Source organism: Aurantibacter sp. (assembly GCF_039941195.1).
In the GTDB taxonomy this organism is placed as follows: domain Bacteria; phylum Bacteroidota; class Bacteroidia; order Flavobacteriales; family Flavobacteriaceae; genus Aurantibacter_A.
Genome location: NZ_JBDVFA010000086.1, coordinates 80395 through 96957 on the forward strand (window position 1 = coordinate 80395; position 16563 = coordinate 96957).

At 34.0% G+C, this 16563-nt stretch carries 8 protein-coding genes; 2 read left to right on the top strand and 6 right to left on the bottom strand.

What is annotated here, in order from left to right:
• The first annotated feature begins 215 nt into the window (after positions 1-215).
• Entirely contained in the window at positions 216-9497 is a 9282-nt protein-coding gene (locus tag ABJF52_RS14815; protein WP_348151875.1) for a BspA family leucine-rich repeat surface protein, read from the top strand.
• Positions 9498-9567: 70 nt separating this feature from the next.
• Here ABJF52_RS14815 and ABJF52_RS14820 read toward each other — a convergent pair whose 3' ends face one another.
• Genes ABJF52_RS14820 through gcvT form a run of 5 tightly spaced genes read right to left on the bottom strand, consistent with a single transcriptional unit; the run spans position 9568 to position 13454 of the window.
• Positions 9568-10278, bottom strand: coding sequence for a YebC/PmpR family DNA-binding transcriptional regulator (locus tag ABJF52_RS14820; protein ID WP_348151878.1), 711 nt, complete (start codon positions 10276-10278; stop codon positions 9568-9570).
• A gap of 36 nt (positions 10279-10314) precedes the next feature.
• A complete protein-coding gene (locus ABJF52_RS14825; RefSeq protein ID WP_348151881.1) occupies positions 10315-10605 on the bottom strand; it encodes a 4a-hydroxytetrahydrobiopterin dehydratase in 291 nt (96 codons plus the stop codon).
• A gap of 24 nt (positions 10606-10629) precedes the next feature.
• Positions 10630-11454: a sugar nucleotide-binding protein gene (locus tag ABJF52_RS14830; protein WP_348151884.1), complete on the bottom strand. Its 825-nt coding sequence runs from the start codon at positions 11452-11454 to the stop codon at positions 10630-10632.
• Entirely contained in the window at positions 11455-12369 is a 915-nt protein-coding gene (locus ABJF52_RS14835; protein ID WP_348151886.1) for a glutaminase, read from the bottom strand.
• Entirely contained in the window at positions 12369-13454 is a 1086-nt protein-coding gene (gene gcvT / locus ABJF52_RS14840; RefSeq protein ID WP_348151889.1) for a glycine cleavage system aminomethyltransferase GcvT, read from the bottom strand. Before gcvT ends, ABJF52_RS14835 begins: the two co-directional genes overlap by 1 nt.
• A 141-nt stretch (positions 13455-13595) precedes the next feature.
• Between gcvT and ABJF52_RS14845 the strand changes: the two genes are divergently transcribed.
• Positions 13596-15209: an aminopeptidase P N-terminal domain-containing protein gene (locus tag ABJF52_RS14845; RefSeq protein ID WP_348151892.1), complete on the top strand. Its 1614-nt coding sequence runs from the start codon at positions 13596-13598 to the stop codon at positions 15207-15209.
• A gap of 15 nt (positions 15210-15224) precedes the next feature.
• On the opposite strand, the gene thrC is transcribed toward ABJF52_RS14845, so the two are convergent.
• Entirely contained in the window at positions 15225-16520 is a 1296-nt protein-coding gene (gene thrC, locus ABJF52_RS14850; RefSeq protein WP_348151895.1) for a threonine synthase, read from the bottom strand.
• Positions 16521-16563 lie beyond the last annotated feature (43 nt).

The window sequence follows — 16563 nt, forward strand, 5'->3', positions numbered from 1 at the left end:
TATAGATGATTGTAGTATACCCAAACTAATCTAAATGTCATTAAGTACTAAAAATTAACAAGGAAACTATCATTTTACTACAACGTTTGAAATTTTTAGTGTAAAAAGTGTTTTTAGTCGAATGAATCTCTGATATAACGAATATACTTTAACTACCTATTTACTAAACTTAGCTTAGTAGTCCAAAATAAACTTAACCTCTTACAAATTTACTTATGCGAAAAGTTCTACTTTCTACACTTTTTCTGTTATTTTCAATTTTTGGATTTTCGCAATGGACTCAAACCCATGGCCCTGAAGGCGGAAATTTAAATGAAATTGTTAAAGTCGGTGATGATTTAGTATTGAATGCAAATTCAGGAGGAATTTATCGATCTACTGATAATGGAAATTCTTGGACGGTAAGCAATTCAGGTATACCGGTTGGTGCATCAATTTATAAATTAATTGAAGATAGTGGTGTTTTATATATATCAGTAGCACAAAAGGGTATTTATAAATCTACAGATGCTGGTGTAAATTGGATTGCAATAAACTCAGGAATTGAATATCAATCATTTTATTCGTTACATGCAAATGGATCTACGATTTACGCGGGTAACGCAAATGGAGGTATTTCGTATTCGAACAATGGTGGTCAAAGTTGGATTTTTGTGGGGGACAATGTATCGGGGATACAATTTCAAGATTTTGAAGTTTTTAATTCAAAAATTTATGCAACTGGGCGAAAATTATTTGAATCATCTGATCAAGGGCTAACTTGGCAAGAAAGAGTTATTGAAGGAGTAGGCTCAAATGGTTTTAGAACCTTATTAGCGGCAAATGGTGTTTTTTATGCTGGGGGACAAGGTGAATTATTTATTTCGTATGATAATCTTAATACTTGGGTGAAAGCACCGTTAAATACATATGCCACCATAATAAGTATTCAGAATTTCGATAATACAATATATGTTAACGGAGGCAACGGGTCATATTATTTTTCTGAAGACCAAGGATTGAATTGGACGGCGGTAAAAATTCATAATACAGATAATTTCATTAATAGTGTCTTTATCGAAGAAAGCATGGCAATAGCGACTACTTCGAAAGGACTATTCCAAACTTCAGATTATGGAAATTCGTGGGTGTTAAATAATAATGGTATAAATGCTGTTAGCATTAAATCATTATTCGCAAATGACAGTAATATTTTTGTTGGTAGTCAAAATCAGGGTCTGTATATATCTCATGATAATGGTGGAAGTTACCAATCGATAAATAATGGATTAGAGAGTCCGAATTCTAATAACCCAAAGAAAATTATTGAGGTTAACAATGTATTATATATAAATTCCTATAATGGAATATATGCTTCAAATAATAATGGTCAATCTTGGCAAAGAAAGTTAGACCCTGGACCATATAAATATACAGAAGTCTTCGCGCATGATAATGGTACTTTCGTTTCTGCTTACAACAAAGGTTTGTTTCTTTCAGATGATAATGCTGAGAATTGGACAGAATTATCAATTGATTTAATTAGTGAAACAACAGGTCTTACTAGTATTGCTATACAAGAAAATCTAATAGTCATTAGTACTGGTGATGGTGAACTAGTACTGTCAGAGAATTTGGGGAATAGCTGGAGTAAAGTTTCAGTTTCTGATAACTATCTTTTTATTAATCATCTTGAAATTGAAGGTTCTAAAATATACGCTGCAACAAATCAAGGTCTCTTTATTTCTCAAAATTTAGGAGTTAATTGGAACAAAGTCAATGACGAGTATATTAATATAGTGGACTTCGTATTAGAATCTAACTTAATTTATGCTGCTACAGAAAAGGGTTTTAAATATACCACAGAACAACACAATCAATGGTTTTCTATTAATGAAGGCTTAGGTGAACAATATTTAACTAAGTTAATTATTAATAATGAAACAATTTTCGCTGGCACATATGGTTCAAGTGTTTGGAAACTACCAAAAGAACAGGCAAATTTACCAGATTATAGTAATGGTTTTGTAACCAAATGGAAGACTGATAATTCAGGGTTGTCTAATGACAATCAAATTACGATTCCTACTTACCCAGGAGAAAGCTACAATTACACTGTTGACTGGGGTGATGGATCTACAGATTCTAATCTTTCAGGAAATAGCACACACACTTATGATGAGCCAGGTATATATACTGTGCGTATTACTGGAGATTTTCCCAGAATATATTTTAATAAAATTTCATATGGCTCAAATTTAGGAGACGAAGAAAAATTAATCTCAATTGAACATTGGGGCGAAAATCAATGGACTTCAATGGATTATGCCTTTTCAGGATGTATTAATTTAAAACTTAATGCAATTGATAGCCCTAACTTATCAACTGTATTTTCTGCCAACTATATGTTTTATCGCTGTTATAGTTTTAATGGGGCTCCAAGTGATAGTAATTGGGACGTGAGTAAAATTACAAGTATGTATTTTATGTTTGCCGATTCAAATTTTAATCAAGATATATCTACTTGGAATGTTAGCAATGTAACCAATATGGCATCGATGTTTCAAGGCACAAATTTCAAGTATGATATCAATAATTGGGATGTAAGTAATGTTAGGTCAATGGCTAGTATGTTTAGTAATAGTCAATTTAATGAAGATATATCAAGCTGGGATGTAAGTAGGGTGCAGGATATGAATTATATGTTTTTTAATACATATTTTAATCATGATATTTCGGGTTGGGATGTTAGTGATGTGCGTAATATGACGTACATGTTTAATAACAGTCAATTCGACCAAAATATAGGTAATTGGGATGTGCAGAATGTTACAAGAATGAATGAGATGTTTGATAATTCTGATCTAACCAAAGAGAATTACGATAAAATATTAAATGGATGGAGTCAATTACCTAATCTTCAAAATGGAATTTCGTTGGGCGCAAATGATACCCAGTATTGTGAAGGTGAAGCCGGAAGACAAAAACTAATTAATGAATTTGGATGGAATATTACAGATTTTGGTGAAGATTGTGATGAGCAAATACCATTTGTTACTACATGGAAAACAGATAATTATGGTTCGTCAAATAACAATCAAATTACAATTCCTACCAACTCAAATGAGTCTTATAATTATACAGTAGATTGGGGTGATGGTACTTTAGATTCTGGAATAACGGGGGATATTACACATACTTATGCCAGTATAGGCACTTATAGCATTTCAATTTCAGGTAAATTTCCAGGAATATATTTCAATGCAGGATATTATAATAATAATGACCACGACAAGATTATTTCTATAGATTCATGGGGTAACAACAGATGGGTGTTTATGAACAATGCATTTTCGGGTTGTAGAAATCTGGATATGAAAGCAACCGATATTCCTGATTTTTCTCGTGGGTTGTACTTATATGGTATGTTTACAGGATGTACTTCTTTAATAGGTAATGATTCGATTAACCTATGGGATATGAGTGATGTACGAGATACTGGATATATGTTTTCTGGGGCTACATTATTTAATCAACCATTAAATAATTGGAATGTTAGTAAAGTTTATGGCATGTACGAAATGTTTAAAGGTGCCACTAGTTTTGATCAAGACCTAAGTAATTGGAATATTGTTAATATTCAATCAATGAACAAAATGTTCGAAGAAGCTGGTTTGTCTTATGAAAATTACGACAATACTCTTATGGCATGGAGTAAGCTACAATTAAAAAGCGATGTAAATTTTAATGCTGGTAATAGTCAATATTGCGAAAGTGAAGTTGCAAGACAAAAAATAATAGATGATTTTGGTTGGACGATTATAGATGCTGGAAAAAGTACATTATGCCCACTAGTCGTTGATTTTGCCTTGCGCATTAATGCAGGTGGTTCTGAAATTGAATATAATGGTGATTCGTATGTAACTGATTCATTTTTTAATACGGGGAGTACTTTGGTACGACCACAAACAGGTTTGCCTGAACCACATCAGAGTTTTAGATTTAGTCGCTCTCAAGAAATGAGTTATGATATTCCATTAGAAGATGGTGAATATACCGTTAACCTTTATTTTGCAGAGCTATGGTTCGGAGCCACAGGTGGTGGTGCTGGTGGGGTTGGTAGTCGTGTTTTTGATGTAAGTATTGAAGGTGAATTAGCCCATGATAATTTAGATGTTTTTGCGGAAGTTGGAGCTGATGTCATGTTGATGAAATCATATACTGCAACTATAATTGATGGAATATTAGATATTGATTTTAATTCTACTGACGAAGTTGGAGGCGAACGTCATCCGATAATAAATGCTATTGAAATATTGGGTCAAACTTCAGCGCCTTCCCAACGTCCGTTTGTAACCACTTGGAAAACAGATAATCAAGGTGTTTCTAACGACAATCAGATTACAATTCCGACGTACCCAAGCGAATCTTATAATTACAATGTAGATTGGGGAGATGGTACTTCTGATTCGGGTGTAACAGGAGATATTACCCATTCTTATAGTAATCCAGGAATATACGAAGTATCTATTTTTGGTGATTTTCCTAGAATATATTTTAACAACATGTATAATTATAAGGACGGAGATGAAGAAAAGATTATTTCAATAAATCAATGGGGTGAGAATGAGTGGAGTAGTATGAATAGTGCATTTGCTGGTTGTTCAAATGTGACACTCAGTGCTATTGATGTTCCAAACTTTGATAACCTGACAGAGGTAGAAATGATGTTTGCTGGTTGTTATGATTTCACAGGGAATGACTCCATGTCAGAGTGGGATTTTTCAAGAGTATCCAATATGTCCGGTATGTTCATAGCGAATCATAAATTTAATACGAATATAGGAAATTGGGATACTTCAAATGTTATTGATATGAGTTCAATGTTTTTGAATGCAAAAATTTTCAATCAGGATATTTCTAACTGGAAAACAGATAAGGTAGTAAGGTTAGATTTCATTTTTTCGGGTGCTGAAAAGTTTAACCAAAATATAGGTCAATGGAATGTTTCAAATGTTACTAGACTAGATGGTACTTTTACAAATGCCAAAGAATTCAATCAAGATATTGGAAACTGGGATGTTTCAAAGGTTGAAGTTATGTTTGAAACCTTTGCGAATGCCGATGCGTTTGATCAAGATTTAAGTAGATGGAATGTAGAACAATTGAAAGAAGCCCCATCAATTTTTTATAACTCAGGACTATCAAACATTAATTATGATAAACTTTTAATTGGTTGGAGTCAACTTCCATTGTTACAAGAAAATGTCGAATTTCATGCAGATCAAAATACCTATTGTTCGTCTGAAGAGGCTAGACAACTAATTATAGACACCTATGGTTGGGCTATTATCGATGCTGGTAAAAGTATTGATTGCCTCAATAGTAATCCTTTTATTACAACTTGGAAAACCGATAACCCTGGTGCATCTAACGATAATCAAATAACCATTCCAACGTTTTCAGGAGAAGCTTATAATTATTTTGTAGACTGGGGTGATGGTAATACTGATTCGGGAGTTACAGGTGATATTACTCATACTTATAGTAGTCCAGGAATATACGAAGTATCAATTTTTGGCGATTTTCCTAGAATATATTTTGTTAAAGGAAATGCTGAGAAAGACAATAAAAAATTATTGGAGATTAATCAATGGGGAGAGATTTCTTGGCTATCCATGCAATATGCATTTCAAGACTGTACTAATCTAGATTTAATAGCGTCAGATATACCTGATTTATCTAATGTAACCAGTTTGGTTTCAATGTTTGGAGGGTGTACTAATTTTAGTGCAAATACGAGTGTAACAAATTGGGATACATCAACTATTCTTGAGATGAGTGGTGTTTTTCAAGGAACCATGTTCAATCAAAATATTGGGAGTTGGAATACTTCTAATGTAGAAAGTATGGATTTAATGTTTGATGATGCTAAACTCTTTAATCAAGATATTGGTTCGTGGGATGTTTCTAATGTTAAAGGAATGGTTGAAATGTTTTATAATGCTGATTCTTTTAATCAGGATATTAGTAACTGGGATGTTTCTAGTGCAGTTAATATGTGGAGTATGTTTGTTGGAGCGGAAATGTTCAATCAAAATCTAGCAGATTGGGATGTTTCTAATGTTGAAAATTTTAGTGGATTTCTCGATTCTTCTGGGCTTTCAGATGAAAATTATAATAAGATGTTAGTTGGTTGGAGTCAATTACCTTCACTCCAAAACGGGGTTCAATTCGGTGCTTCACAGAATCAATATTGTTCGTCTAAAGAGGCTAGACAATTAATTATAGACACCTATGGTTGGGCTATTAACGATGCTGGTAAAGCATCAGATTGTCTAGAGTCAAATGACTTTGCTTTTCGAATCAATGCTGGTGGATCAGATTTCGAATTTGAAGATAAAACCTATATTTCAGATAATTACTTTAATACAGGCAGTACATTAGACCGCCCACAAACAGGTCTTCCAGAACCATATCAAAGTATGCGCTTCAGCCGCTCACAAGAAATGAGTTATGATATTCCTTTAGAAAATGGAGAATATACTGTTAATTTATACTTCGCAGAATTGTGGTTTGGTGCTACAGGCGGTGGAGCAGGTGGAGTAGGAAGCCGTGTTTTTGATGTTACTATTGAGGGTCAAACGGCAGAAGATAATTTAGATGTCTTTGCACAAGCTGGTGCAGATGCAATGTTAAAGAAAACACATACTGTAACTGTAATAGATGGAATTTTAAATATTAATTTCGACTCTAGAGATGCCGTTGGAGGTGAACGACATCCAATAATTAATGCAATCGAAATTTTAGGTGAAGTTTCAGAACATGCCCAAAGTCCGTTTGTAACCACATGGAAAACAGATAACCCAGGTACTTCTAACGATAATCAGATAACAATTCCAACTTACCCAGGAGAAACGTACAATTATTCTGTAGACTGGGGTGATGGCAAAATCACAACAGGCGAAATAGGTGACGCTACGCATACCTATTCAGTACCTGGCACTTATCAAGTTTCTATTTCAGGAGATTTTCCAAGAATTTATTTTAATAGTGAGGGTGATAAGGATAAAATAGTATCGATTAATCAATGGGGTCAAATCAAGTGGAAATCAATGCAAAGAGCATTTTCCGGATGTGAAAATATGAATATGCTGTCTATTGATATACCAGACTTAGCAAATGTAACAAGTATCGATGGTATGTTTACAAGATGTACCAATTTTATTGCCAATGAAAGTATAGCTGAATGGGATACTTCGACAATTACACTTATGGGAAGTGTATTTAATAGTACAATGTTCAATCAAGATATTGGAAATTGGGATACCTCTAAGGTTACATCAATGGATTTAATGTTTTACCATAACAGATTTTTCAATCAAGATATTGGTGATTGGGATGTATCCAGTCTTATATCAATGGTGCAAATGTTTGAAGATGCTGAATCTTTTAATCAAGATATTAGCAACTGGGATGTCTCAAATGTTGTTTATATGTGGGATACTTTTTATGGTGCTACATTGTTTGATCAAAATTTAGCATCTTGGAATGTTTCCAAAGTTGAAGTTTTCGTTGCTTTTTTGGATTACTCTGGCCTTTCCAACGAAAATTATAATAATATTTTAATTGGTTGGAGCCAACTTCCAACTTTAAAAAATGATATAACATTATTTGTTACTCAAAACCAGTTTTGTGAAGCTAAGGATGCCCGCCAAAAATTAATGGATGATTTCGGTTGGAGATTTAATGACGGTGGTATGGCAGCAGATTGCTCCGATACCACATCTTTTATCACAACTTGGAAAACCGATAACCCCGGGACATCCAATGATAATCAAATAACAATTCCAACGTATCCTGGAGAAATGTATAATTATTCTGTAAACTGGGGAGATGGTACTACAGATTCAGGTGTTACAGGAGATATAACACATACGTATAGTAGTCCAGGTATATACGAAGTTTCGATTTCAGGGGATTTTGCTGGAATTCAATTCGATACTCCACAGTCAGATAAATCAAAAATTGTAAACATTACACAATGGGGTGAGATAGTCTGGAAACAAATGAATGGCTCTTATTGGGGATGTTCTAATCTAGATGTAGTGGCAATTGATACTCCCGATTTATCGAATGTAGAAACGCTTAACGGAACTTTCGTTAATTGCTATTCATTAATTGGAAATAGTTCTTTTAATGATTGGGAAACGGAAAGTATATTGGAAATAGAAAATTTGTTTGCAGGTGCTATGCAATTTAATCAACCATTGAATCAATGGAATGTGAGTAATGTAATTGATATGACCGGTACATTTAGTAATGCTAAAACTTTTAATCAACCACTAAGTAATTGGGATGTAGGTAACGTAGAAGAAATGTGGGATATGTTTGGTAATGCCAGTTCATTTAATCAAGATATAAGCGATTGGAACGTTTCTAATGTAGTAGATTTTACGGGGATGTTTGCTTTTGCAGAATCTTTCAATCAAGATTTAGGGAATTGGCAGGTAAATAATGCTACTGACATGAGCTATATGTTTAATGGTAGTGCAATAGAATCTGATAATTATGATGCTATTTTAATTGGTTGGAGTCAAAATTCTGTGTTACAACAATATGTACATTTAGATGTAGAAGGTGTTCTGTTTTGCGAGGGAAAAGAAGCGCGCCAAAAATTAATTGATGATTTCGGTTGGTCAATATCTGATGCCGGAATAAACATAGATTGTGAAGCGTCAAGTGATTTTGCATTACGTATTAACGCAGGAGGTGAAGAGGCGTTGTACAATGGAGAAACTTTTATGGCTGATGCCCATTCTAATACTGGTAGCGCTTTATACAGACCCCAAACTGGTTTGGATGAACCATTTAATACTTTTAGATATAGTCGTTCACAAGAAATGAGTTATGCTATTCCATTGGAAGATGGAGACTATAGGGTAAACTTGTATTTTGCTGAACTTTGGTTTGGAGCCAGAGGTGGTGGTGCTGGCGGCGTAGGTAGTCGTGTCTTTGATGTTAGTATTGAAGATATTTTAGTTGCTGACAATTTAGATGTGTTTGCCGAAGTAGGAGCCGAAACCATGTTAAATATGGCGTATTCTGTTACGGTAACGGGTGGAGTTTTAAATATTGATTTCGATTCAAGAGATGAAGTAGGGGGCGAACGTCACCCAATTATCAATGCAATTGAGATTGTTTCTGGTAGTAGTTCAAATTCAGGAAAGGTTGCTGTTTCGAAGCAACATTTTGTTATAGAAAACGATATGCGTATTTATCCAAATCAAGTATCAGACTTTGCCACCTTGAGCCTAGAAGAACCTGTAGAAATTCAACAAGTTTTGGTTTTTGATATGATTGGTAGACTAATAAAATCTTACAATCCTAATTCAATTAAATCTAGTGAAGATTATATTTTAGATGTGAACGAATTGCAACAAGGAACTTATATTGTAAAGTTGATAGATAACCAAGGTGTCAGTTTTCAAAAACAAATGGTGGTAAAACGGCAATAGTTTAAATTAAAAAACCAAACAAAAGAAAGAGGCCCGATTTATCGGGCCTCTTTTGTAATTATATTTTTTTTTACTCTTGCATGGTATGATATACGTTTTGAACATCATCATCTTCTTCAATTTTTTCAAGTAGCTTTTCTACGTCGGCTACTTCTTCTTCAGTAAGTTGTTTTGTTACTTGCGGAATTCTTTCAAAACCAGATGATAATATTTCTATTTCTCGGTTTTCCAATTCCTTCTGAATATCACCAAAACTTCCGAAAGGAGCATAGATTAATATTCCATCTTCATCTACAAAAACTTCTTCTGCACCAAAATCTATTAATTCTAATTCTAATTCTTCGGCGTCAATTCCTTCTGCAGGAATTCTAAAATTACAGGTATGATCGAACATGAATTCTACGGAACCTGATGTGCCTAAACTGCCATCACATTTGTTAAAGTAGCTTCGAACATTAGCTACCGTTCTGGTATTATTATCAGTAGCGGTCTCGACCAAAATTGCTATGCCATGTGGTGCATAGCCTTCAAAAAGAACTTCTTTATAGTCACCTTGGTTTTTATCCGTAGCCCTTTTTATGGCTCTTTCAATATTGTCCTTAGGCATATTTACTGCCTTGGCATTCTGAATTACTGCTCGTAAGCGTGAATTTGAATCGGGATCTGGACCGCCTTCCTTAACGGCCATTACAATATCTTTACCAATTCTAGTAAACGCTTTAGACATTGCTGCCCAACGTTTCATTTTTCTTGCTTTTCTAAATTCAAAAGCTCTTCCCATTTTTATACTATTTGTTTCAAAGCAAATTTAAGAAATTCACTTGCAATCGTCAACCAACTTCTCAATGGCCTTTGCTAAATCAAAATCTTTCTCAGTAACACCACCTACATCATGTGTATTTAATTTTATGTGTACTGTTTTATATACATTATTCCAATCTGGATGGTGACCTTGTGCTTCACACTCAAATGCAATTCTTGTCATCATTGCAAAAGCTTCTTTAAAGTTTTTAAATTCAAAGGTTTTTTCTATGGACTCTTTTGAATACTTCCAACCTTGTATGTTTGTCAATTGTTGTTGTATCTCTATCACTGTAAGTTTAACCATTGTAATTAGTTTTAATTGAAATTGTCAACCTGTAATATGGTGGTCTATTATTTCTTGACTTGTAATTTTTAAGTTTTTAGGCAATTTGTTATCCTTTGGTAATACCGCTAAATAACGGTCTTCATTAGTCGTAAAAACTCTTTTGTAAATGGGATTAAAATTACCAATGCGATCTAAAATTTCCTTTATAAAATCCTCGTGGTGAACCAAATCACTTGTGCCTAAATGAAAAACCCCTCTTTTATTCCTATTGATAAGATAATGAATTTGTTGTGTTAATTTATTATCATTGGTAACATTCATTATCAAGTTGGGGAAAACTTCAATAGGTTCATTTTCTAAGATAAACTTCTTCATTTCACGTACCCTTGGTGAGCCATTACCAAAAACCATAGGCACTCGTAGAATTGCCATTTTGTTCTTAGGTAAACGCAAAAGCATATTTTCAATTTTAATTTTCAACCTTCCATAGACACTTTCAGAAAGTGTTTTGTCATATTCATAAGAAGGGTATTTGCTATACGCATCAAAGACATTTGCTGATGAAATAAAAAATAAGTCACAATCATTATTGGAAATGTATTCAACTATATGTTGATGGGCTTGAATTTGAGCTGCAAAATTTCCGCGGATAGCAGAAATAATTATTTGGGGTCGAATTTTTTCTAACAATTGAACAACATCATCTTCTTGCAAATCATATCGAGAAAATTGTTTATTTCCTTCAAATGTTTTCTTGGCTGTAAAGTAAGTGCCATAGGTGTCAAAATAATTACATAGCTCCTTATAAATAGCATGTCCAATAAAACCACTACCACCTAAAACGAGAATTTTTTTTGACTGTAACATCTAGAAAATCGATTGTTCTGTAGCAGTTGTTAGTTTTTCCAGTGCTTCCATTCCTAATTTAGAATTTCCTTTAGGGTTTAACCCGGGTGACCACGTTGCTACACAATATTTCCCGGGTAATAAAGCAACAATTCCACCACCAACTCCACTTTTGCCCGGCAACCCAACTTCAAAGGCGAATTCACCTGCTTCGTCATAAAATCCACAGGTAAGCATTAATGCATTTATACGCTTTTCTTGTTGAATCGTCAAATGCGTTTTACCTTGTTGGCAAACACCTTTATTCATAAAAATGTAAAATGCTTTGGTTAATTGAGCACATGACATTGCAAGGGAGCATTGATGAAAATAAAAGTCTAAAACTGTTTCAACATCATTATTTAAATTGCCATAGGACTTCAATAAATTAGCCGCAGCATAATTTCTAAACCCCGTTTCTTTTTCTGATTTGGCAACATCTAAATCGTAAACTATACTACTATCATTAGTGAGCATGTGCACATAATTTAGAAAATCAGTTTTTGGATTTTCTAAATTGGAAACAAGAATATCTGAAATAACAATTGCACCAGCATTTATTAGCGGATTTCTTGGAATACCATTTTCAAACTCTAATAGGGATAGATGATTAAAAGGATCACCAGAGGGTTCTACATCAACTCTTTTCCATATTTCTTCACCAACTAAACTCATCGCATGTGCCAATGAAAGAACTTTAGAAATACTTTGAATAGAAAAATGTTCATCAGCATCACCAGCGCTAAAATTATTCATTGCGCTATCTACCAAATGTATTCCAAATTTTGAACTTTCCACTTTAGCCAACTCCGGAATATAGTTTGCAATCTTTCCTTTTTCTTTAGAAGTGGAACAACTTAAAGCAATGGTATCTAATATATTTTGGTAGTCAATCATTAATTCGAATAAAATGGGAGTTTTACGACGGTTGCTGGTATTGCCTTTTTACGGATTTGTATATGAATACTGCTACCAATTTTTGAAAATACTTGAGGTACGTAACCTAATCCAATTCCTTTTCCTAAAGATGGAGACATAGTACCCGACGTTACAATACCTATCTTTTTACCGGAACTATCTACTATGTCATAATCATGGCGAGGAATGCCTCTTTCGTTCAATTCAAAAGCAATTAATTTACGTTCTGCACCATGAGCTTTTTCTTTTGCTAACGCTTCAGAATTAACGAAATCTTTAGTGAATTTGGTAATCCAACCCAACCCTGCTTCTAACGGAGAAGTGCTGTCATTGATATCGTTTCCGTATAAACAATAACCCATTTCTAATCGTAAAGTATCTCGAGCAGCTAATCCAATTGGCTTTATACCAAAATCGGCACCTGCTTCAAAAACTTTGTCCCATACCTGTTTGACTTCTTCATTTTTACAATATATTTCAAACCCACCTGAACCTGTATATCCTGTTGCAGAAATGATAACATGCTCAATTCCTGCAAAATCACCTACTACAAAATTGTAAAATTTAATAGCAGATAAATCAACTGAAGTTAACGATTGCATTGCCTCAACTGCCTTTGGACCTTGTATCGCTAACAAGGAATAGTTTTCTGAGAGGTCTCGCATTTCTGCATTGAAATCTTGGTTATATTTTGAAATATGTGCCCAATCTTTTTCAATATTAGAAGCATTAACAACTAATAAGTATTGTTCTTCTTTAATACGATACACTATTAAATCATCAACAATACCACCTGTTTCATTCGGAAGACAACTGTATTGTGCTTTTCCAATGGTTAATTTAGACGCATCGTTTGATGTTACTTTTTGAATAAGATTTAAAGCATTTTCACCTGAAATTAAAAATTCCCCCATATGTGAAACATCAAAAACGCCAACACCATTTCTTACGGTTTCATGTTCGGCATTTACCCCTTCATAAGAAACTGGCATATTGAATCCTGCAAATGGCACTAATTTAGCTCCTAACGCTTCGTGAGTTTTGGTTAAAGCAGTATCTTTCATTGTTCTTCCGTATTTAGGTTTACAAAGCTATTGAAATATTTAACTATAGTATAATTGTGGTTTATTATGTTTTCCTTAACCTTTGTAAATTATTCTAGCAAAAATATACAAGCCAAAAGATAACGCTCAAAAACAAAAGTAATGTCAAGACTGTTCCTATTAATCTCAATTTTATTTATATCTCCTATTACCATTTTCGCTCAAGATATTCCTACTGATTTTCTTTCTGCAGATTTTCATAAAAGTAGAAGGGATGCTGTGCGAAAAATGATGCCGGAAAATAGTGTTGCAGTGTTATTTGCAAATGCAGTACGAAACCGAGCTAATGATGTTGATTATGTATATCATCAAGATCCAGATTTTTATTATTTAACAGGATATAATGAACCAAATGCGGTGCTTTTGTTATTTTCTGAAGAACAAAATACCGAAAGTGATAAAGCTTATAATGAAATAATTTTTGTTCAAGAACGTGACCAAAAAGCCGAACAATGGAACGGGAAGCGACTTGGAATTGAAGGTGCCAAAAGTAAATTGGGTTTTGATGTTGCTTATAATGGGAGTGAATTTTATAAACTAGATATTAACTTACTGTCGTTTAACAAAATATTATTTTTTGATTTTGAAAATGACTTTAGAGATACTCGAGATACCGCTGACTTATATGATTTGATAATGAACTTTAAAGATAAAGTAGATTACCCTTCAGATTATAATGCAGAAAAGCAAGAGCTTTATACCATGATAAAATCTACTGATATCGCCAATAGTGCCAATGTCGCGCAGCGTTTGGGGAGGTATTTAAAGAATGATGAGCGTCTAAAAGAGGATGTCTTGTTAACAGGTTATGTTAATGCTAACGATGATGATCTTCGAAAAGAGTTTAAAGGAAAAATTGAATTAGAACTTGATGCTAGCAATCTTAATTCAGTAATTATTTCTGAAATAATGAGAACGTTAAGAGAAACAAAGACTGAAGAAGAAATGGTTCTTTTAAAAAAAGCTGTTGAAATTTCTTGTGTAGGACAGATAGAAGTTATGAAAGCAATGCATCCAAACATGTCTGAAACTGAAATTCAAGGGGTTCATGAATATGTTTATAAAAAGTATGGTGCAGAATATGAAGGTTATCCTTCTATTGTGGGTGGTGGCAATAATGGTTGTATTCTACATTATATCGAAAATAATAAAACTAAAGTCGGGGACGATTTAGTATTAATGGATTTGGGTGCTGAATACCATGGGTATACTGCTGATGTTACCCGAACTATACCGGCCAATGGTAAATTTTCACCGGAACAAAAACAGATTTATGACATCGTTTATAAAGCACAGGAAGCTGGTATAAAAGCAAGTGTCATCGGTGCCCCATTTCAGGCTCCCGGTAAAGCAGCTTCTGCGATTGTAACACAAGGTCTAATGGGTCTTGGAATTATTTCTAAAGCGGAAGAGGCGCGTACTTATTTTCCGCATGGAACTTCGCACTATTTAGGTCTGGATGTTCATGATAAAGGTACTTATGGTCCATTTAAGGCGAATACAGTTGTAACTGTAGAACCAGGAATTTATATTCCAGAAGGAAGTGATTGTGATAAAAAATGGTGGGGTATTGCAGTACGAATCGAGGACGATATTTTGATTACCGAAAAAGGTCCAGTCAATTTGTCTGCTATGGCACCAAGAACTACACAAGCTATAGAAGCAATGATGAAAAAAACAAGTCCTTTAGATAATTTTGAACTTCCTAAATTGTAAAATGAAGTCCTAATTTTAGGCCTTTAATAAAAAATCTTTTAGTTCATCATAAACCGAAATAACATGCGATTTCTTTTCTCTATCCATTACACTTTTTAGTTGTGAAGGGATATCTAATTGCTCATCAATTGTTTCTTCTACTACATCTAAAAATTTCACAGGATGCGCAGTTTCTAAAAAGATACCATAAGTATTGGCATTAGTTTCTTGATATTTTTTTAGTCCCAAATAACCAACAGCTCCGTGAGGGTCAGCGATGTATTTTGAATTTACAAAAATAGATTTCAGCGCTTTTTTTGTTTCAACATCATCAAAAGAGTAGGAAGATAAATTTTTCTTCAGCGCTTCAAAATTATCATCAAATAAATGTCTTATCCGGATAAAATTACTAGGATCTCCAACATCCATGGCATTAGAAATAGTAGCCGTTGAAGGTTTAGGGTCATAACTATTGGTGCGCATAAATTCAGGCACCGTATCATTTACATTTGTTGCAGCAACAAAATGTTTTACTGGCATGCCTAAGCGTTGGGCAACCAAGCCAGCACAGATATTACCAAAATTTCCGGAAGGCACCGAAAACACAATTTCTTTTCCTTGTGACTTAGCTTGTTTGTAGGCAAATAAAAAATAGAATAATTGCGGTAACCATCGCGCTACATTAATTGAGTTCGCGGAAGTAAGCTTCATATTCGATAGTAAGGCTTCATCTAAAAAAGCTGTTTTTACCATTTTTTGGCAATCGTCAAAAGTGCCATTAACTTCTAAAGCTGTAATGTTTTGACCGAGTGTTGTTAACTGGCGTTCTTGAATATCACTCACTTTTCCACTAGGGTAGAGGATTATTACTTTTACACCTTCTACACCTAAAAAACCATTAGCTACGGCACCACCAGTATCCCCAGAAGTGGCTACCAATACAGTGACTTCATTAGTTGAGTCTTCAGAAAAATAACCCAAACAATTGGCCATAAATCGCGCACCTACATCTTTAAATGCCATGGTTGGACCATGAAAAAGTTCTAAGGTTGCTACATTGTCTTCTATGGGTACTACCGGAAAATCAAAGTCTAAAACCTTTGCAAGAATTTCTTTGAGCTTATCATTTGGAATATCGGCAGATACAAATTGATGAATGGCGTTAAATGCAATTTCATGGTTCGATAACTCTTCAATACGCTCAAAAAAACTATCGGGTAAAGGCTCAATACTTTCTGGAAAATACAAACCTTTATCGGGTGCTATTCCTGCAATCACTGCTTCTTTAAAAGTTACTTCTGGTGCTTGTTTATTTAGACTGTAAAATTTCATTGATTTTTATTATTGACTGATGAGCGCTTATAACTAGCTCCTA

Coding starts and splice junctions, on each gene's coding strand:
- ABJF52_RS14815 (WP_348151875.1), top strand. CDS start 216: ATGCGAAAAGTTCTACTTTCTACACTTTTTCTGTTATTTTCAATTTTT.
- ABJF52_RS14820 (WP_348151878.1), bottom strand. CDS start 10,278: ATGGGAAGAGCTTTTGAATTTAGAAAAGCAAGAAAAATGAAACGTTGG.
- ABJF52_RS14825 (WP_348151881.1), bottom strand. CDS start 10,605: ATGGTTAAACTTACAGTGATAGAGATACAACAACAATTGACAAACATA.
- ABJF52_RS14830 (WP_348151884.1), bottom strand. CDS start 11,454: ATGTTACAGTCAAAAAAAATTCTCGTTTTAGGTGGTAGTGGTTTTATT.
- ABJF52_RS14835 (WP_348151886.1), bottom strand. CDS start 12,369: ATGATTGACTACCAAAATATATTAGATACCATTGCTTTAAGTTGTTCC.
- gcvT (WP_348151889.1), bottom strand. CDS start 13,454: ATGAAAGATACTGCTTTAACCAAAACTCACGAAGCGTTAGGAGCTAAA.
- ABJF52_RS14845 (WP_348151892.1), top strand. CDS start 13,596: ATGTCAAGACTGTTCCTATTAATCTCAATTTTATTTATATCTCCTATT.
- thrC (WP_348151895.1), bottom strand. CDS start 16,520: ATGAAATTTTACAGTCTAAATAAACAAGCACCAGAAGTAACTTTTAAA.